Below are 23,457 nucleotides of genomic sequence, written 5' to 3'. Positions count from 1 at the left end.
ATGAATATAAGTAGTTGTATGGAAGAAAATAAAAAAAGAGGCTGAGATTACTCAGCACTCTTCTTTTCTTCTTTAATAACTGTTTTTACTTCACCAGTTTTGATCTTATTACTTTCAGAGAAGCGAAGTAAGTCACCTTCAATGATTTTATCAGACATGTTCAATTCATTTTGGGCGCGATCAATTAGTGGTTGAGATTCTTCTTTCGGTAATTGTACAACTTCGCCAGTAGCACGGTCATAGAATGTACTGTTTGTGTACATGTATTTATCTGTAACGAAGCTACCGTCACGAAGAACAACGAATCCTTTATTATCAGGTGAGAATACATCATGACCGAATCGAACGTCATTTGTAGAATCTACACCAAGTAAGTTTAGAATAGTTGGTTTAATGTCAATTTCACCAGTTGGTTTCGAAATTGTTTTACCTTCTTTTTGACCTGGAACGTGAATAAACATCGGTGTTTTTTGTAAGTTCATATGGTCAAATGCAGTGATTTCTTCTTTTCCTAAGAACTGTGCCATTGCACGGTTATGGTTTTCAGAAATACCGTAGTGGTCACCGTAGAATACGATTACTGAGTTGTCGTAAATACCTTCTGCTTTTAGACGCTCAATAAAGTGTTTCATTGCTTCGTCTAAGTAACGAGCAGTTACCATGTAACGGTCAAATACTCCATCACCAGAATTGTATTCGTCGATTAATTTTGTACTGTCATCGTAAGTGAATGGGTAATGATTCGTTAAAGTAAGGAAGCGAGTATAGAATGGTTGCTTCACTTGTTTTAACATATCAATAGATTGATCGAAGTACTCGATATCTTTTAATCCCCAGTTTAATTTTGTTTCTGGCGTAATCTTGTAGTCAAGTTCGTTGTAGTAACGATCATAACCAAGTGCTGGATACATAATGTTACGGTTCCAGAATGTTGCGTTGTTTGCGTGGAATACCGACGTGTGATACCCTTGCTGACGTAAAATTTCTGGAGTTGCTGTATATTCATTGTTACCGTGTGTGAAGAATACAGCACCGCGGTCTAGTGGATATAACGAAGTATCTACTAGGAATTCAGCATCAGATGTTTTACCTTGACCAGTTTGATGGAAGAAGTTATCAAAGTAATAACTTTCTTTCGTAAATTGGTTTAAGAATGGTGTAACTTCTTGTCCGTTAACTGTTGCACCAATTAAGAATGTTTGTAATGACTCAAGAGAGACAACAATTACGTTTTTCCCTTTTGCAGTACCGAACATATTTGGATCTGGTTTACTTTGTGTTGTTTTTACGTAGTTTTCTGTTTCTTGTAATTTACTACCGTCAGCGAACGCTTTTTGTGAACTTGATTTTGCTTGTAAGCCAAGATCGTATACTTGGTGTACATATAATCCTAAGTTTTTAACAAGCATAACGCGGTCGAATGAACGTGTTAATAGTTCTGGGCGTTCAGCTTCTGCAAGTCCTAAGTTTGCGAAGAAAATAGCAACTGTTGATACGAAGTATAGAGAACGCATCGGGCGTGCTACACGCTCTGTAGGTGCAAAGTTCTTCATTTTCTTTAATAGAACGAAGAAAACGATAATGTCTGCAAATGCAAGGATAATTTTGTAGTTAAATAATTCTTTCACACTGGAACCTAAACTTCCGAAGTTAGATGTTTGTCCTAGCACCGGTAATGTAACGAAGTCATTGTAGAATCCGTAGAACATTACGTTACCAACAAGAACGATTGTTAAGACAAAATTAATTCCAAGTGCTATATAGTTACGTTTTTTCCCTTTTGCAAATAATGCAAGACCAACAAGCAGTAATGATGCTGCTAATGGGCTAAGGAATAAAATGAATTCTTGCATGAAAGATTCAAGTTTTAAGTCAAAGCTTGTGCGTGTAATAAGGTAAGTTTTTAGCCATAAGGCTAAAGCTACGAATACAGTGAAACGCACATTTTGAAATTGTGATTTCAAGGTTTCTTTCATTCATTTCCACCCTTTCTCTATCAGGCTTGGTCGATTTTGGAGCGAAAAATGCTAAAATAAAAAATACATAGTTTTCTTGGCCATAATTAAAGGTTCTATATTCACCCATATACGACTATAACTATGCATACCCTTTTGGTTTCTTTTGTTGCTCATAAGCATAACGTCATTTCTGTATTATACAACAAAATTCATTTCTGAGAAACACTATAACATTTTACATTTTTTGTATAAGATTTGTCACTACCAGAGAAAACTTTAACATTCGTTTATATGTCCGTCAACTAGAAAATATAACAAAGGTAGAGCAGAATGTTAAGTAGAAGTGAAAATTTTCTTTGTTGAGAAATAAGAAACGAAGATGGGTAAGGGTTATCTAGAAATCTATTATATGAAGGAAATCGTGTGAAAATTAACGAACACTTGTTCTTTTTTGGTTTGTTTGTTACAATAAAAGTTCATTGATAGGTTTTGTGTAATTTCCATGAACTTTTACTGATAACATATTGTAGCTTATTTCTTTTTAAAAATAGGGAGGCTTTTTACATGAAACAAAAATTTTCAGTTGAAGCGTTTTGGAAGAAAGTAAAACATGTTGCAAAGCAAGCTGGGCAGTCGGTCATTTATGCAAGTTTATTACTGTTTTACGTTTTGCAAAGACCCGATGTTCCAAAACGAGTGAAAATTATTGTAATTGGAGCACTTGCTTATTTTATTGCACCGATTGATGCGATTCCAGATTTCATTGCTGGAATTGGCTATACGGATGATTTAGGGGCGTTAACGGCCGCACTAATACAGGTGTCGTTATACGTCAATGAAGATGTGAAAGATAAGGCACGAGTGAAGTTGGCAGAATGGTTTGGTTCGGATATAGACACAACATTTATCGATCAGAAATTAGGTCAATAGGTGAAACCTGTCATAAGGTGACAGGACGAACGTAAGCGAGGAAGTGCATTATGCCATCAGGAAGAACGCATACGAAAATAAACTTAATATCCCTTCCGGTTGTTTTGTTTTTTCTCTTTTCGTATGGATTAACAAATTTTGATTTTTTATTAACTTTTGCAATTGGTTTTTTAGTAGGTACTTCATTTTTAACACCAGATTTAGATACGTACAGTAATGCTTATAACAAATGGGGTTTCTTACGTATATTTTGGTATCCTTATAAAAAAGTAATGCCGCATCGATCTTTCTTTACGCATACGATTATACTTGGTGATGTGATTCGTATTGCGTACATGTTAATCGTCTTTTCTCCATTTTTATTTCTATTAAATGTAATCGCACTGGATGGTAATTTAATAGAAATTGCGAAGAAACATGAGGTTGAAATTGTAACGTTCTTAATGGGAATTGTTGTGGCAAGTACGCTTCACATTATAGCGGATAAAGTGAATACGCGCCGAAAGAAAATGATGAGAAAAAAGAAGAAACGCAGAAGATAAAGTGAACGAATTAGGAAAAGGACCCTTGCAATTTGCAAGGGTCCTTTTTTAAACAAACGTTTGTTTAAAATTAAGCTTTCAGTACTTTAATTCCTTTTACAATGTTCCAGATGAAGTAGTATAAGCTGATGATTCCGCAAATAGCTAAGACAATCATTGATCCAATTCCAAGTGTTACATCTGCTTGGTCAGATCCCATGCCCATAATTCCTAAAATGGCTACGCCGATAAATGTAGCAATACTTGGAATGATGTGTGTCCATAGAGCACGTTTTGCATGTGGCTTTGTTTCAGCGTCCCCCACAATCCAAACGATAATTGGGAATAAGATAGGGGCAAATAGTACACTAAAGTACGATAAAGCAGCTAATATTTTGTTTCCATTCATATATATCACCTCATAAATAATGTCCGTTGTTATACTATTATTATGCAATAAATTTTGCAAGCTTTCTATCGATGAACATTACAGGAACATGACGATTTTGTAAGATTTTTTCGTTAAATGATAAAATTTTCAAAAAAATCTTTTTTAATGGAAATTGTTATGGTACAGTATAAATGAAAGTTGTTGAAAACGTTTTCTTAAACGTTTTTTTATTTTAGACTTAAAGGTATGATGACCTGATAGTCTATTGATGAGGTTATTCTATTTAAAAGGGGATTCTTTAGGGGGAGAGAACAATGAACACATGGACACAAGTTTATGATCCATTCGGAAACATTTGGATTTCGGCAGCGGTAGCACTTATTCCGATTATCTTTTTTTTCTTAGCTTTAGCAGTTTTCCGCATGAAAGGGTATGTGGCAGGATTTATTACAGTTGTACTTACAGTTTTAGTAGCGTTATTCGCTTATAAAATGCCGTTCACGATGGCAATGGCAGCGACCGGATATGGTTTCTTATACGGATTATGGCCAATTGCTTGGATTATCATTATGTCGGTATTTTTATATAAAATTTCTGTGAAAACAGGTCAATTCGATGTGATTCGTGCATCGGTATTATCGATTACGAGCGATCATCGTCTACTCGTTATTTTAATTGGATTTTCATTTGGAGCATTTTTAGAAGGAGCGGCAGGATTTGGGGCACCAGTAGCGATTACAGCAGCACTTCTTGCGGGGCTTGGGTTAAATCCTTTATACGCAGCAGGTCTTTGTTTGATTGCAAATACTGCACCAGTGGCGTTCGGAGCGATGGGAATTCCGATTACAGTTGCTGGACAAGTAACAGGTATTGATCCACATAAAATTGGACAAATGGCTGGGCATCAATTACCGTTCCTATCATTATTTGTGCCATTCTTTATCGTATTTTTAATGGATGGATTTAAGGGGATACGACAAACGTGGCCTGCGTTATTTGTAGCGGGTAGTTCATTTGCGATTACGCAGTTCATTACAGCGACATTTTTAGGACCAGAACTTCCGGATATTACATCGGCACTTGTAAGTTTAATTAGTTTAGCGCTGTTCTTAAAAGTTTGGCAGCCGAAAGAAATTTATCAATCTGGGCAAGCAAATAGTGAAGTAGCAGCAACAACGACAGCGGCATCGATGCCGAAATTAACGTTTGGAAAAGTAGTGAAGGCATGGTCCCCATTTATCGTATTAACGGTTATGGTAGTCATTTGGAGCCAAAGTTTCTTTAAGGCATTATTCACTCCAGGAGGGGCTTTAGAAAGTCTTGTATTTAAGTTTGAAATTCCAGGTCTGCATAATCTAGTAATGAAAGCAGAGCCAATTGTAAATAAACCAACGCCTTACGAGGCAATTCTGAAGTTTGATGTATTATCGGCAACCGGAACAGCGATTTTAATTGCTTGTATCATTTCCATGTTTATTTTGAAAATGAATGTAAAAGATGCAGTAGTGACATTTAAAGAAACGTTAAGCGAATTAAAAATGCCAATTCTATCTATCGGATTCGTACTAGGGTTTGCATTTATCGCAAACTATTCTGGTCTATCTTCCACGTTAGCGTTAGCATTAGCCGGAACTGGCGGCCTATTCCCGTTCTTCTCACCATTCTTAGGCTGGATTGGCGTATTCCTAACAGGGTCTGATACGTCTGCGAATGCACTGTTCTCAAATTTACAAGCCATTACAGCGCAGCAAGTCGGCGTATCTGAAGTGCTTCTCGTTGCAGCAAATACAACAGGCGGTGTAACAGGTAAAATGATTTCCCCGCAGTCGATTGCGATCGCTTGTGCAGCGGTTGGTCTTGCTGGAAAAGAATCGGATTTGTTCCGTTTTACAGTGAAGCATAGTTTGTTCTTCGTAATTATTGTTGGTATTATGACTTATGTTCAGGCTTATTATTTAACGTGGATGATTCCATAAACAACAAAAGAAATAAACTTTTAATTTTCCAAATTATGGTGTATGATAGAAAAGTATTGAAAATTAAATCAGTGATAAACTAGGGGTGCCTAACGTATGCGTAGGCTGAGAGAGAAGCGCGTGAACTTCTTAACCCTTTGGACCTAATCTGGCTCGTACCAGCGTAGGGAAGTTAACGGCTTTACATAATGATGTCTTTATGAGCCAGGTCCTTATTTTTTTATGGACCTGGCTCTTTTTATGGAAGATGCGCAAATTGGGAATACCGACAGTAGTGGATAGGGTTGTTCAACAAGCAATCAGTCAAGTGCTTGGTTCAATATTTGAAAAACAATTTAGCGAATCTAGTTACGGCTTTAGACAAGGGCTCTTTTATGTTTGTATTTCGGAACTTCATCATATTTCTTTAAATAATAAGCACGGTAAGTAGCTTCACGAAATTGTACAGAGTTGGTAGCTTCAACCATGTAATAACGAAGATACTGGTTTCCCGTTCGTGTCATGGGTGTTCGTTCCGATTCAAAGTTTCCAGATTGCGATTTTTTCTAGTAAAGACCGGTGTATTTGGCCAATTGTGCTTCGTTCTCAAAGCGTTCAATTTGTCCAACTTCCGCAATGATTCCCGTGGCGTATACGACTCCAATGCCTGGAACACTTGTTAAATATCTCGCTTCTGGAATGGCTTAGAATAAAGCAGTAATGCTTTTTTCTATCTCTTTGATTTGTTTTTTCAATGTTTGAATCAATCGTGCATAAGTGGCTAATACAACGTCCACAGAGTCTTGAACGACCTTACCTAGTCGGTAGGAGTCACGTATGGCTTTCTTGATGGTTTTCGCTAAATCTTCCGGATCGCTAAAGCGTCCTTTCCCCTTTTTCTGAAGAAGAGTAGCGAGTGCTTCTAGATCCATTTCTGCGATTTCATCCAACGAAAGGGAATCTGAGAGTATTTCCATCATCGTCGCACCAAAAACAGAGGTATTTAACTCTTTCGATAACGTATTACATTTGTAGTAAAGGTTCTTCAGAAAGTGTTGCTTACATTCTGTTTGCTGGTGAACGAGTTGATATCTAGATCGTGTTAAACGTTGAAGGGCAACGTATTTTTCCTCCTTGATAAGAAACTTATTATACCGTCCGATTCGTAAAAAATCGGCAATACGGAAAGCATCTATTTTATCGGTCTTATCTTTTTCAAAGAGTTTTTTATACCGATGGATGGCTTTTGGATTTTGTACGACCACTTCCACGTCTAAAGCCCTCAAATCCTTATCTTCCGTTAGGAACATGGAAGGACGGAAACTATAGACGGAAGTAGATTCCATACCAATGACAATTTTTTTATAGTTGTACAACTGATGAAAATGGAGAACATCCTCCTTAATGGCATTGGCACCATTCACATCGTTTGAAAGACAAATTTCTTTCAAAACAGTGTCATGACTGTCAAGAAAACATACATCAAGTTTTTCAAAGCTTACATCAATAGCTACGAATAATCTCAAAGAAAGGACCTCCTTTCTTTGAATAGTATTTGGAATGAGCTTGGATACTGTGGGATCTCCCTAGAGTCAAAAACATAGCCACAACCTCGCGTATGAGTATTCAATGATTGCCTTCATCTAAGCTGCCCCTCCCACCATTATGAGAGGTAAGTGAAGGAAACCGATACAGCTTGTGCGTATGCAGTGCATTTTGGTCTGGGTCACAGTCTTTTAACGTGGTCGAACTACAGGAGGAGTAAGCATATTCCCGATGGATCCATTTCCACACTTCCATTATCTGGGGAAATCCCCCAGTATCCAAGACTAAATTTTACCCATACATCATTTTTTTGATGTAGCTCTTGAAGATAAAAACTATTTAATTTTCAAGGAACAGTTATTAACTTAAAACTTATTATACGAGGAGGGTGTATCATGAAAAAAATATGCTTTGTATTAATTGTCGACGCTGGTATAAATTATGGTTCAATATTTTCTCTACCATTTTTAAGGAATCAGGATGATTTGAAGGAATATTTTTCTAATTATTATGATGTTTCAATTAATTATATTAGGGATAAAAACTCAGTTGACTATTTGGTAGTTCCCAAACCGTGTCCAGCTTTTGATAATGAAAATAATCTTCCAATAATTGAAGTACCAGCAATCTTATTTATGGAAAAGAATTTTGAAAAAATAAAGACTTATATAGACAATTATTTTTCTAATAACTCATAAAGAAAATAAAAGTACAGTAAAAAGAAGTCCGATAAAAAACGAGTGGTGTAGAATATTTCTATTAATCATTCGTTTTTTATTATATTTACATATATTTTTTAAAAGAGGATTATAGACGTTCTGAAAAAAAATTATAACAAGAACAGTGTTCGTGCTACTATCTACGGTTATTTTTTGTACTAAGTACCCCTTTAACTAACAAGACCACAAAAAAATAATTAACATATTAAGGGGATTACGTTACAATAAATGTAAGAGATTTTTCTTTGAGTTTTAGCTCTGAATAATAAAGATAGTTAAATCACTAAATGGAGGAGCAGGTCAATTTTGTTCCTTGTATAGTAAATTGTTACCTATCTCTATTGCAGGTTGTATGGCAGGTAACAGTAGCAGTTGTAGCGAAATACAGCAGAGACAAAGGCTCTTTGGCAAACGGGACTGATGAATGTATTTGGCAAGTAAAAAATGGTTCTTCCTGGAGTTAGTTGAAAAGTCTCATTCTCTCCAAAAGTAGAATCTTTGTCCGCAATGTGGAGAATTTGCATCGACCATACATGATTCTTTTAATAAGCTTTAACTTGTTTATGCTCCCTTCGGCAAGACCATTATTATTCTCATAAGTTACCGCATTTCTGACAGCTTCAATATCCCGGGCTAATCCATTCGTAAAGCTCTTAAACTCTTGTATATTAGTATTCTTAATTTTCTTAATACAATGGTTGAGATTCTCAACACTCTTTGTGGTGAAGATGTTTTTAAACTCCCATTTTAAATCATAAACTATTTTTACAATAGGGTGTTCTTCGTAATTATTGTTGGTATTATAACGTATGTTCAAGCATATTATTTAACGTGGATGATTCCATAAAGAGAAAAAGAAATAACCTTTGCATTTTTCAGATTATCGTGTATGATGGGAAGGTATTGAAAATTAAATCAGTGATAAACTAGGGGTGCCTAACGTATGCGTAGGCTGAGAGAGAAGCGCGTGATCTTCTTAACCCTTTGGACCTGATCTGGCTCGTACCAGCGTAGGGAAGTTAACGGCTTTACATAATGATGTCTTTTATGAGCCAGGTCCTTATTTTTTTATGGACCTGGCTCTTTTTATTTTGGCATGCGCTGGCCATATCTCGTCCTTGTCACGAACAGGGGAGGCAACAAAGGTTATGAAACAGTCTGTTTCAGCTGAGCAAATTGAATTGAAATCGAGTTTACCAGGGAGTAAGAAAGTATATGTGGATGGACCACGCGTAGGCATGAAAGTGCCGATGCGTGAGATTGAACAAAGCGAAACGAACGGCATCCCAAATCCTCCAGTCCGTGTGTATGATACGAGCGGTCCTTATACGGATCCGGCGTATAAAGTGGAGCTGGAAAAGGGAATTCCAACGCCGCGTCATTCTTGGATCATGGAGCGCGGGGATGTAGAGGCATATGAAGGGCGCGAGGTGAAACCAGAGGATGATGGTGTGAAAGTGGCTTCGAAACATACACCTGTTTTCCCGCAAATGGATCGCCAGCCGCTTAGAGCGAAGCAAGGTGCAAATGTTACGCAAATGCATTATGCGCGTAATGGCATTATTACGTCTGAGATGGAATACGTTGCAATTCGTGAAGGAGTAGAGCCGGAGTTTGTTCGTAAGGAAATCGCAGAAGGCCGCGCTATTTTACCAGCGAATATTAATCATCCAGAAGCAGAACCGATGATTATCGGGCGTAATTTCCACGTGAAGGTAAATGCAAATATCGGAAACTCTGCTGTATCTTCTTCTATTGCAGAAGAAGTAGAGAAGATGACGTGGGCAACGCGCTGGGGTGCAGATACGATTATGGATTTATCTACAGGTAAAAACATTCATACGACGCGTGAGTGGATTATTCGTAATGGGCCTGTACCAGTTGGAACTGTGCCGATTTATCAAGCGCTTGAAAAGGTAAATGGAATTGCAGAAGATTTAACATGGGAAGTGTACCGTGATACGTTAATTGAGCAAGCGGAGCAAGGCGTTGATTACTTTACGATTCACGCTGGTGTATTGCTTCGTTACATTCCAATTACTGCAAAGCGTACGACAGGTATCGTTTCGCGTGGTGGTTCGATTATGGCGCAGTGGTGTTTATTCCATCATAAAGAAAACTTCCTATATACTCATTTTGAAGAGATTTGTGAAATTATGAAGCAGTACGATGTTTCGTTCTCTCTTGGAGATGGATTACGTCCAGGATCGATTGCAGATGCAAATGACGAAGCACAATTCTCTGAGCTTGAAACACTTGGTGAATTAACGAAAATTGCTTGGAAACATGATGTGCAAGTTATGATCGAAGGACCTGGACACGTACCGATGCACTTAATTAAAGAGAATATGGAGAAAGAGCTTGATATTTGTCAGGGCGCGCCGTTTTATACACTTGGGCCACTAACGACAGATATTGCACCAGGTTATGACCATATTACATCGGCAATTGGAGCTGCGATGATCGGTTGGTTTGGAACGGCGATGCTTTGTTATGTAACGCCGAAAGAACATTTAGGTTTGCCAAACAAAGATGATGTACGCACGGGTGTTATTACGTACAAAATTGCAGCGCATGCGGCTGATCTTGCGAAAGGACATAAAACGGCTCATCAGCGTGATGATGCACTTTCAAAAGCACGTTTCGAATTCCGTTGGCGCGATCAATTTAATTTATCTTTAGATCCTGAACGTGCGATGGAATATCACGATGAAACGTTGCCTGCAGAAGGGGCAAAGACAGCTCACTTCTGTTCAATGTGTGGACCGAAGTTTTGTAGTATGAGAATTTCACATGATATTCGTGAATATGCAAAAGAAAATGATTTAGAAACGACAGAAGCAATTGAAAAAGGAATGAAAGAGAAAGCAGAAGAATTTAAAGAAGCTGGTAGTCATTTATATCAATAACACGTTACACCTCTTTACTTGATTGATCACACTGTAGTACCTAACTTTATTATAGAAGAATCCCCATTTGCTAAGACGGTAGCAAATGGGGATTCTGTTGTTTATAAGGCAAAGAAGAGATGTACCCAGTAGAATAAGAGGAATAGTGTGACGACTGTTGTGAGCGGGATAACGATAAGGGATACACTTAAATAGTCTTTCCATTTTACTTTAATTTTGTTTTGTTTCAGAATATACATCCAAATGAGTGAAGCTAGTGTACCAATTGGTAGTAATAGTGAACCGATGTCACTACCAATGATGTTTGCAAGATAGATTGTTTTTAATGTGACTGGATCTAGTCCCATTTCTGTTAATGTGATTGTACCAATCATAAGGGCAGGATGGTTATTGAAGACGTTAGAGAGGATGGATACAAGTCCGCCCATTGCAAAGCTAGCATAGAGTAGATGCTGATTCACAATTGGCTCGAGCCATTGTACAAGTGCAGCTGTTAATCCTGCGTTGTGGAGTCCGTAAATAATGACGTACATAGAGAAGGCGAAAATTAAAATGTGCCACGGTGTCTTTTTCAAAATGTCGACAGGGTTTGTTCGTAAGTAATACCATCTCCAAATGAGAAGAACGAGTGAACCAAGTACTGCAACGATTTCAATTGGGATGGATAAGAAGGATGCAACGAATAGAAGACAGCGCATCAGGAAGACGAAACCTAATACTTTTAACATGAATCTTGTCCGTTTTTGTTTCGTATCAACAGAATTATTTCCTTTTAGTGGATGGAAGTTTTTCGTGAAGAAAATTTCTTCAATATCATATGAAGAAACAGGTAATTTTTTCGGAAGTTTTTTCTTCAAAACTGTATACATGAGCCATGACATAAATAATAAGCCTAATGTTGCAGGTACAAACATCATAGCAGTATGCATATAAAGAGTCATATTAACGATATTTAATGCAATTAAGTTTACGATATTACTTACACCAATTGGTGCACTAGATGCGGTAGCGATTAAAGCTCCGCTTAATAAATAAGGAATTTGTTGATGTGGTTTTAATTGAAGGTTTTTTAGAAGAAGAATTAAAATGGGAGTTGTAATTAAAATACTACCGTCGTTATTAAATAAAAGAGTCATAAGAAAACATAATAATTGAATATACCAGTATAGACGGCGTCCAGAACCTTTCGCTAGATTTGCCAGTTTCGCTGCGGACCAATGGAAGAAGCCGAAGCTTTCTAATATAACTGCCATGACGATGGTCGCTAATATTGTTATGGAAGCACCGCCAATTTTACTTATAATATCCATGACGTCTGGTTTTGATACAAGTCCAGTAATTATGATGATACCAGCTCCGATTGCTGCTGGCCACGCCTCATTCAAACCTCGAGGCCGCCAAAAGATAACGATCATCGTTAAGAAGAATACAATAATAGTAATCCATATTTCAATGCTCATATTTTGCCTACCTTTCTATTTTCCCTTGAACAGATGTAGCTTGTCTCAAGTTTATATTGGTAGTATATTCAGCAAAAAATAAGAAGAACTAGACGTATAACGAGATGAAGCGAATATGTGTTTTTCAAGCTAAAGGACAAGTGTCACGAATAGTGAAATAACTATTATGAGAGGAGTCTATAAATTATTGGGGCAGTAAAATAGTAAATGAAATTTATATGGGCAATTATGGAGATATATTGACGCAACTTAAAATATATCAGCGATTATTGAAATATATCGGCGCAACTTAAAATATATCAGCGATTATGGAGGTATATCGGCGCAACTTAAAATATATCAGCGATTATTGAAATATATCGGCGCAACTTAAAATATATCAGCGATTATGGAGATATATCGGCGCAACTCAAAATATATCAGCGATTTTTAAAATATATCGACTTATCGACAAAACATGACAAAAGGAGTCTATTCCAAAATGCCTTTTGGGACAGACTCCAAGACTATATTATTTTTCCTTCAAAAAAGTACGATCCTTCAAGAATAAATTCCAGAAGAAAATAAATCCTGGTAATAAAATTGCAATCCCAATTGCGTATAGAATGAGCAGTGCATAGAACGTTTCTTTCGTTGTAAAGCTTGTAAATACAGTTACGTCAGGATAAATAATATAAGGTAAATGCGCGACGCCGTAAGCGTAGCTGGCAAATGCATATTGAGCGACGACAGCTAAAACGGCAATGCGAGGGTATCCTAGTGTATTGTATTTTTTGTTTGTCCACCAAAGGGACGAGTATCCGATAACGAATAAAACAATAGAAACTGTAAACCACGGGAATTGCTTTATTAATCCTTGCATAAGCCAATGTGTTTCTGGGTCCATTACAACGAGGGCGATGATTGCTGTAACGAGCGTTGCAGGACCAAGAATGATAGCATTTCTTCTATAAATTCTATACGTATCTTCTGAACTTTGTTCTCTCGCAAAATCAGCAAGAAAGAGAGAGGAGAGAAATAGTTCAGACGTTAGTCCGAAGAGCATATAACAGTAGATAACCGGGCTAGAAAGAAGTTTTCCATACAGGAGTACTTCTTTTCCTTCAGACATTGTAATATAGGCTCCCTCTGTAACGGGTAAAACGGTAATTAATAGTGCTGGAATTAAGAGACCAGTAATACCTGAAATAACCCGAAGAAGGTACTGATATTTTGGTAAGGAGTAAGCAAATACCATAAACGTACTACGTACTGCAACGAGCACTAAAATTAACATAACTGGTACGAACATTACTGTCGCAAGAGTAAAGGCCGCTTTCGGAAAGAAGCCGAGAAATGCGACAACGACGAAAACAAGAAACGTATTTGTTACTTCCCAAGTGGGTGATAAGTACCGATTCGCAAGTTTGGCAGCGAGAGTTGGATGTTTGGCGTATACCATGCCCCAAAAACCAGCTCCAAAATCGATGGACCCTAATATACTGTATACGAAAATAAGGGCCCATAAGATGATGATTGCAATACTTTCCTCATGCATGAGAATCGCCTCCTTGGTGTTGTAAATCATTCTTTAATGGATGTCTTCTAAAGAATGTCCGTAGAACAATGACTGTTAAAATAGCGAGTCCAATATATAAAATGATGAACAAAACAAATAAAGGACCGACGAAATCGGCGCGTGTAGATGCATCGACGGTACGTTGCATACCATAAATTGTCCATGGTTGACGACCGCTACAACTGAAAATCCATCCGAATTCAATACCGAGCATCATAATTGGTCCGCATGCGGCAGCCCCCCAAAGTAGCCACTTCGGTAGTTCTGTTCCCTTTTTTCGGTAAACGAAGTACCAATATAAGAGTGCAATTGCTGCAACTGCAAAGGTAAACGCAGCGGTGCCGACCATTAAGTTGAATAGTGTATGTGTATAAAATGGTGGCCATGTTTCTTGTGGGAATTCATTTAGACCTTTTACGACAGTGCTAGGGTCTAGTCCCACTAATAAGCTAAGCATGTTTGGGATTTCAAGTGCATAGTTTAGTTCAAGTGTATTAGGATCCACAACCCCGCCAATGGATAGCGGTGCGTGTGATGTCGTTTCAAATAAAGCTTCAGCAGATGCAAGTTTTTCAGGTGAGTGTTTATGTAGGGCGATTGCCGATTCGTGCCCTGAAAGCCACATCGTAGCGCCTGTAATAAATGTCACGACAAGCCCTAATAGTAGCCCCTTTTTATGATAAGCAATTTCACGTGTACTTAAATTTTTCTTCAATAATTTAAATCCAGCGATAGAAGCAATGACAGCCGCACCAGTTGCATAAGCCGTAATAACGACATGGAATGCACTTGTGCCAAAACTCGGATTAAAGAAAGCTTTCCAAGGATCAACGTTAAAAACAGATCCATCTGGATTCATTGAAAAGCCTGCTGGTGTATTCATCCATGTATTTGCTGATGTAATGAGCACGGCGGATGCCGTGGCACCAAGCATGACGAAAAATAGCGAGATTAATCTCATAAATGGAGGAAGTTTATCAGCTGCATATACGTAAATCGACATGAATAAAGCCTCCAAAAAGAAGGCAAAAATCTCAATTTGGAAGGGAACAGAAATAACTTGCCCAACAATTTTGGCGAAACCAGGCCAAAGAAGTGAGATTTGCACACCAACAATTGTTCCAGTTGGAATTGCTACACCGAGAAGAATAGCAAACGCCTTTGTCCATCTTTTCGCCATAATGGCATAGTCGGAGTCTTTCTTCCAGTGATAGAGTATTTCGCTTATAAAAATCATCAATGAAAGACCGACCCCAAGTGTTGCAAAGATAATGTGGAATGCTAATGAAGAACCAAAAAATGCTCTTGCTAATGTTACTGTATCCATATGTAAACTCCTCTTCTTTTTTGCCATTATTTTCTGATTGAATTGGAAGATTTATTCAAAAAAACTACCAAAAATATATATGTATTTAAAAAGTGAATATGATAATATAATGTTGTAATATTTTGAATAGAAAGAAATAAATAGTTGGTCATGTTTTGTTTGTTTTTTGCTCAGGAATCTTTTATAATCTTTTATGCGAACATAAGTTCTGTTTTTCGAAATCAAGAAGTTTATGTGAAATGGAGAGGGTGTTTTATGTATCCTGAAGTCATTAAAAAGATGGCATTTTCAAAAGAGCATAGAGATTTATTATTGAAGCTATATAATAAAGAAATTACACGTCGTGAATATGATCGACTTGTACAATCGCTATATAAACCTTCTAAAGAGGTTTGCGGGGGATAGAAATGCGGGAGACAATCTAATAGATTGTCTTTTTTAAATTTATGTATGTTCTGATAAAATTAAGGTTAGCCTTACTAGGGAGGTGAAAAGATTGCGGAAACGTTTATATATAGGGATTGGAGTTATCTTCTTAATCGCTTTAGGTGGAATTGTATTTTGGTCAGCTTTACAAGGAAACCGTACAGAAAATTTTATTTTAAGACATATGGTGAATGACAATGGAACACTTGCCACGTATCGTTTAGTAGATACTAAGGCAGGTACGGGTGAAGCTAAGGGACGTGAAGCTTTATCAGAATCGGCGGGATTATGGTTACAGTATACACTTGATAAAGATGATCAGGCGTTATTTGATGAGCAAGTAAAGGTTATTCAAGATAATTTCATATATAAGAATCATATCGTTTTATGGAAACTCTCTGAAAAGGGAGAGAGGCAGTCAGCTACAAATGCACTTATAGATGATCTTCGTATTATAGAACAATTATATCGTGCTTATGAAATGTATAAGGAAGAGCGTTATAAAAACCTTGCCGATCAATTAAGTGATGCTGTACTTCGTTATAATAAAAAAGATAATTATTATGTTGATTATTATGATGCAGATGCAGGAAAACAAAATAATTTTGTAACAACATCATACATAAATCCGCGTGCATTCTCCTATATGAAGAAGTACGGCAAAGTTTCTGCTCAGCAATATCAGGAAGTCGTTCAATTTTTAGCAGATTATCCAAGGCATGGCTGGGCATTCCCAAAAGAGTATAAAGAAGATGGTACATTTACGTACGATAAAGAAGTGAATCTTATTGACCAATCATACGTTGCATATCATCGAAGTTTAGGTGGTCTTTCATCAGCCGCTTATTTGGAATTTATAAAGAAGAAGTTCCAGGAGGATGGAAAGCTATACGGTCGTTACAATTTAGAAACGGGAAAACAAACTGTGAATTATGAATCGCCGGCCGCGTACGGACTAACGATTTTGTACGTACTACAAACAGGTGATACAAAGTTTGCGAAGGAATTGTATGATCATATGGCCACATTCCGAAATGACAATGTATTTAGTAGATATTACGGTGGATATGTAACAGGTGAAAATAATAATACGCATATTTTTGATAACGTATTGCCGCTTTTAGCTGAAATGGAATTAAAAAAGAGTGAACAATAAAAGGTGCCACCATATGAGGGTGGCACCTTTTATTTGTTCATATAATTTTATGTCCTAATATTAGAGAAGTAGTCAATCACGAATTCACGGAATTGCTGAGCTGTTTTTGATAAGTAGCGTTTTTTTGACCAACTTAATCCGATGGTTCGCTGACAAGTGGGTTCAATAATACGCAACTTGCTTGATGCTAAAGTAGAGTTTTTTAATAAAGTTAAACTTGGAACAAAAGCGATGCCGAGACCTTGCTTAATGAGGTCGCTAATTACGGTCGGTTCATCGACTTCAAAAGCAATATGCGGAGTGAAACCAGCTTCTTTACAAAATTCATCTGTTAAGTGCCGAAATCCATAGCCAGTGTTCATACTAATGAACGGTTCGTCCTTTACTTCATGGAGGTGGATATTTTCTCGGCCTGATAAACGATGGCCTGAAGGGACGACTAAGAAAATTTCTTCTGTAATAAGTGGTTCCCAAACAATTTCTTCTCCTTCAATTGGCACAGAGGAGATACAAAAGTCAATTTCTATATTATCTAGTTGTCGTTTCATAGAAGGAGTGGATGCCAGAAATTGTTGGAACCGAACGTTAGGATGTTCTAGTAAAAAAGAGCCAAGTAGTTCTGGCAATATTCTCGGAATAGAAACGGCTAGTGTAATAGAGCTTTGTTGTAATTCGGCTAAATCTTTAATTTCTCGTTCCCCTTCGCTTAATTCATGAAAAATACGCTCTACTCGTTTCAAAAATACTTTTCCGAAAGAATTTAAAGTAATCTGTCGACCTTGGCGATCAAATAAAGGGACGCCTAAATCCTTTTCGAGTCTAGCGATTGTTTTGCTGAGTGAAGGTTGTGCGATATGCAATTCTTCAGCTGCCTTTGTCATATGTTCTAGTCGTGCCACTGTCTGAAAGTATTTTAACTGGAGCAGTTCCATTTCGAGTCTCCTTTCTATAGACCAAAAGGAATGAATTAATAATTAAAGATGTATTATACAGTATGGAAAGTGACGTGTATAGTAAATCTGTTAAACCATTCTAATGGTGTTAAATTCGGAGAAGGAGTATGTTTCATGAAGGGAATTCAACTTGTATTTAAAGATTGGAAAGCGATGTGGCACCATAAACATGGACGTATCGCTTTAATTTTTTTATTAATCGTTCCGTTAATTTATTCAGGATTCTTTTTAGCCGGATATTGGGATCCGTACGGAAAATTAGATAAATTACCTGTTGCGGTTGTGAATTTAGATAAAGGTGCTGCGATGGATGAGAAAACAATTCATGCAGGAGACGATTTTGTAAAAAATTTAAAGGAGAATAAAGAACTGGCTTTTCATTTCGTATCAGAAAAAAATGCTGATGAAGGGCTAAAAGAAGATAAGTACTATATGGTTGTTACGATTCCAGCTGATTTCTCTAAAAAGGTAAGTACACTTATGGATGAGAAACCAGAACCAGCACAATTGCAGTACAAAGTAAATCCGGGTAAAAACTTTGTAGCAGCGCAAATTGGAACGACAGCTGTTGAAAATATGAAAACAAAAATTTCAAATAGTATTACGAAATCTTATACAGAAGGTGTGTTTTCAAAGTTTCAAGACTTAGCACAAGGGTTGAGTGATGCAAGTAATGGTGCTGGGAAGTTACATGAAGGAACGACAGATGCAAGAAATGGGGCAAATCAGCTTGCAGATGGTATTCATCGTTTAAGTGACGGGACATCAAAAGTGAAAGAGGGAAGTGAAAAACTTGCTTCTAGCAAATCAGCCTTAACTGACGGAGCGAATGAGCTAAGTCAAGGAGCAACTTCACTTCATAGCGGTATGGAGTTATTAGCACAAGGTGAAAAAACGTTACAATCAGGGGTTAGTGAATTAAGTGCTGGTACAAATGAATGGGTGAGCGGAAGTGAGAAGCTTGCTGAAGGCCAAGTAAAAGCGGATGGTGCAGCTAATAGTATAAAACAACAATTAGAAGAGTACGTGAAAAATCATCCAGAAGTGCAGCAAGATCCCGCTTTTCAAAAAATTGTTGCTACGTCTGATGGACTAGCTAAAGCAACAAATACTTTAAATAATAGCCAACAACAATTGACACAAGGTGCGAAGAAGATTGCTGACGGTCAACATAAGATTGAAGAAGGCATGAATACATTCGGAGTTAAGTTAAATGAAGCTACTGCTGGAACGAAAAAGGTAGCAGATGGTGCATCGAATTTGGCTGATGGATTTACGAAGTGGGGAAATGGGTTTACATCATTGCAAGAAGGTGTAAATCAGCTTGCGAGTGGTGGAACGGAGCTGAATAACGGTGCTAGTAAATTAACAAATGGACTTGTTAAACTTGATGATGGTGCGAAAGAACTTTCTACGAAATTGGGAGAGGGCGCAGAGAAGATAGCGGATGTTCGTAATGATGATGCACGTAATACGATGTTCTCAGAGCCAGTTCAGTTAGTGAAGTCAACAGTTTCTGACGTGCCTAACTACGGTTCAGGCATTGCGCCATATTTCTTATCACTTGCATTTTATGTTGGTGGAATTATGGCATCGAATATTTTACCTCTTGGCCGCAGACAAAATATGAAGGTAAGCGGAACGGTACATTTTATTAATAAACTAGGATTGGTATATTTAATTGGACTTATTCAAGCGCTACTCGTAGATGTAGTTGTGCTAGGTGTTATGAAATTAGAAGTCGCAAGTGTGCCACTCTTTGTTTTATCAAGTATTGTTATTTCCTTTACGTTCATGACATTTATTCTTATGTTAGTAACAGTATTTGGTCTTGTTGGAAAGTTCTTAGCGGTAACCCTTCTTGTCCTGCAATTAGCGACGAGCGGAGGTACTTTCCCAGGAGAATTAAACATAGCTGTTCTTAGCAAAATTGGACAGTTTCTCCCAATGTCTCATTCTCTTAGAGGATTACAAGATGTTATCTCTTTAGGAGATTGGTCGCAATTACAAATGCAAATTTTAATATTGTTATGTTATCTCGTTGTTGCCGGTGGAATTGCTTGGATCACGAGTCATATACAGCATAGAGAAACGAATGTAGAACAAGTTTCTTAAGATGAAATAAGCTATCCGATTTTTTCGGATAGCTTATTTTTTATTTACGTTCCATTACTGCAAAGTAATTATTTTCATTATCAGCAAAGTTGAATGCTCTACCAGTAGGTAAATCTACAACCTGTCCAACTGTGACATTTTTCTCAGAAAGATCTTTATATAGACGGTCTAAGTCATCTGAGAAGAACATAAGTGAAGGTGTATTTAGGTTTAGTTCAGGTTGCATCTTCGCGATTAACGCTTTATCGTGAAGGACGATGCTTGTTCCTGCTTCTTTCGCCGGTGCAATTTCAATCCAGCGGAATCCGTTTCCGTTATTTTCTTCCGCAATGATTTGGAACCCTACTTTTTCTGTCCAAAATTGTACTGTTTCGTCTTGGTTATTTACATATAGCATAATTTGTCCAACTTGATTAATCATAGGTGTCTCTCGCTTTCTTTTTATATGCGTATTATTATATCAAATATATGGCTTGAATAGTTTTTTATGATTTTTTCGGAATACAACCTTCGTCCATTTCATCTTTGTTGTAGGAGAAGGTCCTGTAATCCAAGTATGAAATGGTATTGTGCTACAAATGACCATTGTTGAAATAGAGATAATGGCCGTTAACACAAATAGTAATAGGGTATATAATATAGTATTTTCTTGCAGCGTGAATAAGGAAAGAAGTTTTGTGCATAGTTGCAAGAAGAATAAATGAGCTAAATAAGCACCATACGTGTAATTTCCAATGAAACGTAACGTTTTATATAAGAAACCACGACGCTGTACTATCATAATAGATAACACATACAGTATGATAATTTCGCATACGATATATAAAAACATAGATGGCTTTAAATAGGTAGAAACAGTTAAATGAATAGAGTTTGCTCCGTAAAAACTAAACAACTCATAATTGATGAATAAAAATAAGATGAAAAATAATATTGTTATAAGCGGGATATGTTTCATGACGAATAGACGCCAAGTTTTTAGTGCTACAGCGGCAATGCCACCCATAACGAAATAGAATGAGTAGAATAGAAATGATCGATCTGTATAATGTAAAATTGTTGAACTTGTTAATTTTTCTCCATTAAAAATATAGTGAGAAGAGAACCACATTAATAGAAAATATAGGCAAGCGAAAAAGGTCATATATTTATATATGTCTTTTTTATTTTCTGTTCGTTTTTGAAACCAATAAAAAAGTGTGCATAGTAAAGGGAACAATAAGTGAATTTGGAACATCATAATAACGTACCAAAGATGGGGCGCGGCTGTTCCGAGTAATAAACTTTTTATTCCGCCTTGTAATGTAATAAGATCATTTGTTGTTAATAAGTAAAGAATAGACCAAAAGAAATAAGGAATGAGTAAGTGTGTCGCTTTTTCAGAAATATATTCTTTATATACTAATTGCTTCGTATAGTGACGAATTAAGTGAAATCCAACGATAAATATGAATGCTGGTGCTGAGAATTTTGCAAGATTAAATAGCATGCCCATAATGAGGGATTGCTCAAGTAAGACATTTCCTTGATTCATTGTATATAATAAGGAACTTTGCAAAACGACAGCGAGAAATGCAATGCTTTGCAAAACTTTAAATTCAGGTGCGCTTTGTGTCATCGTTTCCATCTCCTTTTCCATACATGATTATAGTACGGAGAATGGATAATGGATGTGGAATATTTGTGAAGATTTTAACAAATTTGTGGCGAGAGGAGATATCAACCTATCAATAAATAACGAAAGAAAGAGGATGCTCGTTTGGAGCATCCTCTTTCTTTCTATTAAGCAAATTTGTTTTTGATCCAATTCTTACCTTCTACAAGGCGAGCTGTCATTACGGCACAAGCGTTATCTGCTGTTACGTTTAACATCGTTGCAGGTGGATCAATGATTGTACTAATTGCTGCGATAATTGGCAGTGCTTCTGGCGGGAAACCGTATAGAGATACGATTAACATTTCACCGATCATACCACCGCCTGGAATAGCACCCATTACTGTTCCTACTAATAGAGAAACAACAAGTGCGATTGCTAATGTTTTCGGTCCTTCGAATTCCATGTTGAAAATACCGAATAAGAAAGCAATTTTTAATACGCCACCTAAAACAGAGCCGTCTTTATGAAGTGTAGAACCAAGAAGGACAACTGTTTCACGAACGTCTGAAGAAATACCCATTTTCTTCGTTGCTTCTAAGTTCGCTGGAATACTTGCGGCACTACTACAAGTTGCAAGTGATGTGACTGTAGGAGAGACCATGTTCTTCCAAAATACTTGTACACCTTGTTTGCGACCTGCAAGGTATGCATAGAACGTGAAGAATACAAAGAAGTAGATAAGAGAAGCTGGATAGTATACCATTGCTGCTCGGAAGTAAGTTCCAAGAAGTTGTGGTCCGAATTCGCCAACTAATGCTGCGAAGTAAGCAGCAAGTCCGATTGGAGCGTAGTACATAATGAAAGATACAACCTTCATTGAAATCTCTGCACCAGCTTGTAGGAATGTAGCGAATGGCTTTCCTTTTTCGCCAACTGCTGAAGTTGCAATCCCCATTAAGATAGAGAAGAAAATAAGAGCTAACATATTTTCACGAGATAGTAACTTCGAGAAGTCAGATACTGTTAAAATACCGACGATTTGATCTGCAACACTAACAGCTTTGCCGGCTTTGTCAGGTTGTGTTAGTTCTAGTACAACACCTTGTGCTGGCGGGAATACTTTCACGACAATAATCATAAAAATAGCAGCTAAAATACTTGTAAATAAGAAAGTCCCAGCCATACTAGACATAATTTTACCGAAACGTTTTAATCCATCCATATTAGCAATAGACGATGCGATGCTAAAGAACACTAGAGGTACAACAATCGTAAACATTAAGTTTAAGAAAATGTCACCAAGCGGCTTTAAAGCAACTGCATCGGCACCCATGAAATAACCAATGAAACCACCAATTAGGATAGAAGATAATAAAATAAGTGGAAAGCGATATGCCTTCATAAATATATCCTCCTATCAATTAAAAAAAGTCATACTGAATCATTATAGCGAGTTAGAGTTCTCTTTACTAGGAGAATACGGATAGATGGAATAGCGCGAAAACCAAGAAATTTTTGTTTTTAAGCTCGGCATACAGCAGGAAATCTAGACATATATATTTGTAACCTAGTGGTGGCAAGGAGTGCACCATAATTTAGGTAGAGAAAAAAGGGGAGGGAAGCAGAATGAATATTTTACTTTGCTGTGCAGCGGGAATGTCTTCCAGTTTGATTGTTACAAAGATGGAGAAAGCAGCAGAGGCAAGAGGGATAGAAGTGAAAATCTGGGCAGTATCAGGTTCTGAAGTGAATAGTCATATTGATAAAGCTGATGTCCTTTTACTTGGACCGCAAGTACGTTATTTATTACCGAAAATGAAAGAATTATGTAAGGATAAAGGGATACCTGTTGATGTCATTCAATCCGTTCATTACGGACTTTGTAATGGAGAAGCTATCTTGCAAGCAGCGTTGTCAATGAAACCATGAGGAGAGT

The 23,457-nt window shown here is 37.2% G+C and carries 21 protein-coding genes, 2 pseudogenes and 2 riboswitches; of the genes and pseudogenes, 11 read left to right on the top strand and 12 right to left on the bottom strand.

All coding sequences use genetic code 11. From position 1 onward, the window contains the following. Window positions 1-47: 47 nt before the first annotated feature. On the bottom strand, window positions 48-1,976 hold the full coding sequence (locus C3Y97_RS26340) for an LTA synthase family protein (RefSeq protein WP_000665358.1): 1,929 nt from the start codon (window positions 1,974-1,976) through the stop codon (window positions 48-50). 546 nt (window positions 1,977-2,522) lie between these two features. Here C3Y97_RS26340 and C3Y97_RS26330 point away from each other — a divergent pair. Both C3Y97_RS26330 and C3Y97_RS26325 read left to right on the top strand, forming a co-directional pair. Next, window positions 2,523-2,888, top strand: coding sequence for a YkvA family protein (locus C3Y97_RS26330; protein ID WP_000810369.1), 366 nt, complete (start codon window positions 2,523-2,525; stop codon window positions 2,886-2,888). A gap of 50 nt (window positions 2,889-2,938) precedes the next feature. Then, on the top strand, window positions 2,939-3,430 hold the full coding sequence (locus tag C3Y97_RS26325; RefSeq protein WP_001139056.1) for a metal-binding protein: 492 nt from the start codon (window positions 2,939-2,941) through the stop codon (window positions 3,428-3,430). Between the two features lie 70 nt (window positions 3,431-3,500). Here the strand turns inward: C3Y97_RS26325 and C3Y97_RS26320 are convergent, their stop codons facing one another. Next, window positions 3,501-3,818, bottom strand: a complete 318-nt coding sequence (locus C3Y97_RS26320; protein ID WP_001014096.1) for a magnetosome magnetite crystal formation protein family — start codon at window positions 3,816-3,818, stop codon at window positions 3,501-3,503. A 296-nt stretch (window positions 3,819-4,114) separates the two neighbouring features. On the opposite strand from C3Y97_RS26320, the gene lldP reads away from it, so the two are divergent. Together lldP and C3Y97_RS28525 are read left to right on the top strand one after the other, a co-directional pair. Continuing rightward, window positions 4,115-5,776 (top strand): L-lactate permease, encoded by a 1,662-nt coding sequence (gene lldP, locus C3Y97_RS26315; RefSeq protein WP_071740933.1) that lies wholly within the window; start codon window positions 4,115-4,117, stop codon window positions 5,774-5,776. A 71-nt stretch (window positions 5,777-5,847) separates the two neighbouring features. Further along, window positions 5,848-5,963: riboswitch (TPP riboswitch) on the top strand. 69 nt (window positions 5,964-6,032) lie between these two features. Continuing rightward, window positions 6,033-6,206, top strand: a complete 174-nt coding sequence (locus C3Y97_RS28525; RefSeq protein ID WP_006925833.1) for a hypothetical protein — start codon at window positions 6,033-6,035, stop codon at window positions 6,204-6,206. Here the strand turns inward: C3Y97_RS28525 and C3Y97_RS28520 are convergent. Both C3Y97_RS28520 and C3Y97_RS26305 read right to left on the bottom strand, forming a co-directional pair. Next, window positions 6,133-6,393 (bottom strand): annotated as a pseudogene (locus C3Y97_RS28520) (transposase). The gene C3Y97_RS28525 and the pseudogene C3Y97_RS28520 sit on opposite strands and share 74 nt — an antisense overlap. Before the next feature lie 66 nt (window positions 6,394-6,459). Beyond that, window positions 6,460-7,281: an IS110 family transposase gene (locus C3Y97_RS26305; RefSeq protein ID WP_416346946.1), complete on the bottom strand. Its 822-nt coding sequence runs from the start codon at window positions 7,279-7,281 to the stop codon at window positions 6,460-6,462. Window positions 7,282-7,695: 414 nt separating this feature from the next. On the opposite strand from C3Y97_RS26305, the gene C3Y97_RS26300 reads away from it, so the two are divergent. Continuing rightward, the gene (locus C3Y97_RS26300; protein WP_095689990.1) at window positions 7,696-7,998 is read left to right on the top strand and encodes a hypothetical protein; all 303 of its coding nucleotides are present in this window, start codon (window positions 7,696-7,698) and stop codon (window positions 7,996-7,998) included. Window positions 7,999-8,479: 481 nt separating this feature from the next. On the opposite strand, the gene C3Y97_RS26295 is transcribed toward C3Y97_RS26300, so the two are convergent. Further along, complete coding sequence (locus tag C3Y97_RS26295) at window positions 8,480-8,749, bottom strand: transposase (RefSeq protein ID WP_242449125.1); 270 nt, start codon at window positions 8,747-8,749, stop codon at window positions 8,480-8,482. 45 nt (window positions 8,750-8,794) lie between these two features. On the opposite strand from C3Y97_RS26295, the pseudogene C3Y97_RS28515 reads away from it, so the two are divergent. Further along, window positions 8,795-8,866, top strand: a pseudogene (locus C3Y97_RS28515) (L-lactate permease); the annotation flags it as partial. Between the two features lie 71 nt (window positions 8,867-8,937). Continuing rightward, a riboswitch (TPP riboswitch) is annotated at window positions 8,938-9,053 on the top strand. 114 nt (window positions 9,054-9,167) lie between these two features. Continuing rightward, window positions 9,168-10,928, top strand: coding sequence for a phosphomethylpyrimidine synthase ThiC (thiC, locus tag C3Y97_RS26290; protein WP_136363697.1), 1,761 nt, complete (start codon window positions 9,168-9,170; stop codon window positions 10,926-10,928). 101 nt (window positions 10,929-11,029) lie between these two features. Here thiC and C3Y97_RS26285 read toward each other — a convergent pair whose 3' ends face one another. From C3Y97_RS26285 to cydA, 3 genes are all read right to left on the bottom strand, one after another. Continuing rightward, on the bottom strand, window positions 11,030-12,388 hold the full coding sequence (locus C3Y97_RS26285; protein ID WP_000021123.1) for an arsenic transporter: 1,359 nt from the start codon (window positions 12,386-12,388) through the stop codon (window positions 11,030-11,032). Window positions 12,389-12,899: 511 nt separating this feature from the next. Further along, complete coding sequence (locus C3Y97_RS26280) at window positions 12,900-13,925, bottom strand: cytochrome d ubiquinol oxidase subunit II (protein WP_000544186.1); 1,026 nt, start codon at window positions 13,923-13,925, stop codon at window positions 12,900-12,902. Continuing rightward, the gene (gene cydA / locus C3Y97_RS26275; RefSeq protein WP_000381985.1) at window positions 13,918-15,273 is read right to left on the bottom strand and encodes a cytochrome ubiquinol oxidase subunit I; all 1,356 of its coding nucleotides are present in this window, start codon (window positions 15,271-15,273) and stop codon (window positions 13,918-13,920) included. Before cydA ends, C3Y97_RS26280 begins: the two co-directional genes overlap by 8 nt. 255 nt (window positions 15,274-15,528) lie before the next feature. On the opposite strand from cydA, the gene C3Y97_RS27955 reads away from it, so the two are divergent. Together C3Y97_RS27955 and C3Y97_RS26270 are read left to right on the top strand one after the other, a co-directional pair. Further along, complete coding sequence (locus C3Y97_RS27955; RefSeq protein WP_000283180.1) at window positions 15,529-15,678, top strand: hypothetical protein; 150 nt, start codon at window positions 15,529-15,531, stop codon at window positions 15,676-15,678. Window positions 15,679-15,769: 91 nt separating this feature from the next. Further along, window positions 15,770-16,855, top strand: a complete 1,086-nt coding sequence (locus C3Y97_RS26270; RefSeq protein WP_001231662.1) for a hypothetical protein — start codon at window positions 15,770-15,772, stop codon at window positions 16,853-16,855. 47 nt (window positions 16,856-16,902) lie between these two features. Here the strand turns inward: C3Y97_RS26270 and C3Y97_RS26265 are convergent, their stop codons facing one another. Beyond that, the gene (locus C3Y97_RS26265; protein ID WP_000421926.1) at window positions 16,903-17,787 is read right to left on the bottom strand and encodes a LysR family transcriptional regulator; all 885 of its coding nucleotides are present in this window, start codon (window positions 17,785-17,787) and stop codon (window positions 16,903-16,905) included. A 135-nt stretch (window positions 17,788-17,922) separates the two neighbouring features. On the opposite strand from C3Y97_RS26265, the gene C3Y97_RS26260 reads away from it, so the two are divergent. Continuing rightward, the gene (locus C3Y97_RS26260) at window positions 17,923-19,923 is read left to right on the top strand and encodes a YhgE/Pip domain-containing protein (RefSeq protein WP_136363696.1); all 2,001 of its coding nucleotides are present in this window, start codon (window positions 17,923-17,925) and stop codon (window positions 19,921-19,923) included. Window positions 19,924-19,963: 40 nt separating this feature from the next. Here the strand turns inward: C3Y97_RS26260 and C3Y97_RS26255 are convergent, their stop codons facing one another. From C3Y97_RS26255 to C3Y97_RS26245, 3 genes are all read right to left on the bottom strand, one after another. After that, window positions 19,964-20,344: a VOC family protein gene (locus C3Y97_RS26255; RefSeq protein WP_000610160.1), complete on the bottom strand. Its 381-nt coding sequence runs from the start codon at window positions 20,342-20,344 to the stop codon at window positions 19,964-19,966. A gap of 39 nt (window positions 20,345-20,383) precedes the next feature. Next, window positions 20,384-21,541: an acyltransferase gene (locus C3Y97_RS26250; RefSeq protein ID WP_000194334.1), complete on the bottom strand. Its 1,158-nt coding sequence runs from the start codon at window positions 21,539-21,541 to the stop codon at window positions 20,384-20,386. A 164-nt stretch (window positions 21,542-21,705) separates the two neighbouring features. Further along, window positions 21,706-22,923, bottom strand: coding sequence for a dicarboxylate/amino acid:cation symporter (locus C3Y97_RS26245; protein ID WP_000649376.1), 1,218 nt, complete (start codon window positions 22,921-22,923; stop codon window positions 21,706-21,708). A gap of 224 nt (window positions 22,924-23,147) precedes the next feature. On the opposite strand from C3Y97_RS26245, the gene C3Y97_RS26240 reads away from it, so the two are divergent. Continuing rightward, window positions 23,148-23,450 carry a PTS sugar transporter subunit IIB gene (locus C3Y97_RS26240; protein WP_001023543.1) on the top strand — a complete coding sequence of 101 codons (303 nt, stop codon included), beginning with the start codon at window positions 23,148-23,150 and terminating at the stop codon, window positions 23,448-23,450. Window positions 23,451-23,457 lie beyond the last annotated feature (7 nt).

It is taken from the genome of Bacillus sp. DU-106, assembly GCF_004799705.1.
Taxonomy (GTDB): Bacteria; Bacillota; Bacilli; order Bacillales; family Bacillaceae_G; genus Bacillus_A; species Bacillus_A cereus.
This window is presented reverse-complemented; position numbering and strand designations above follow the sequence as displayed.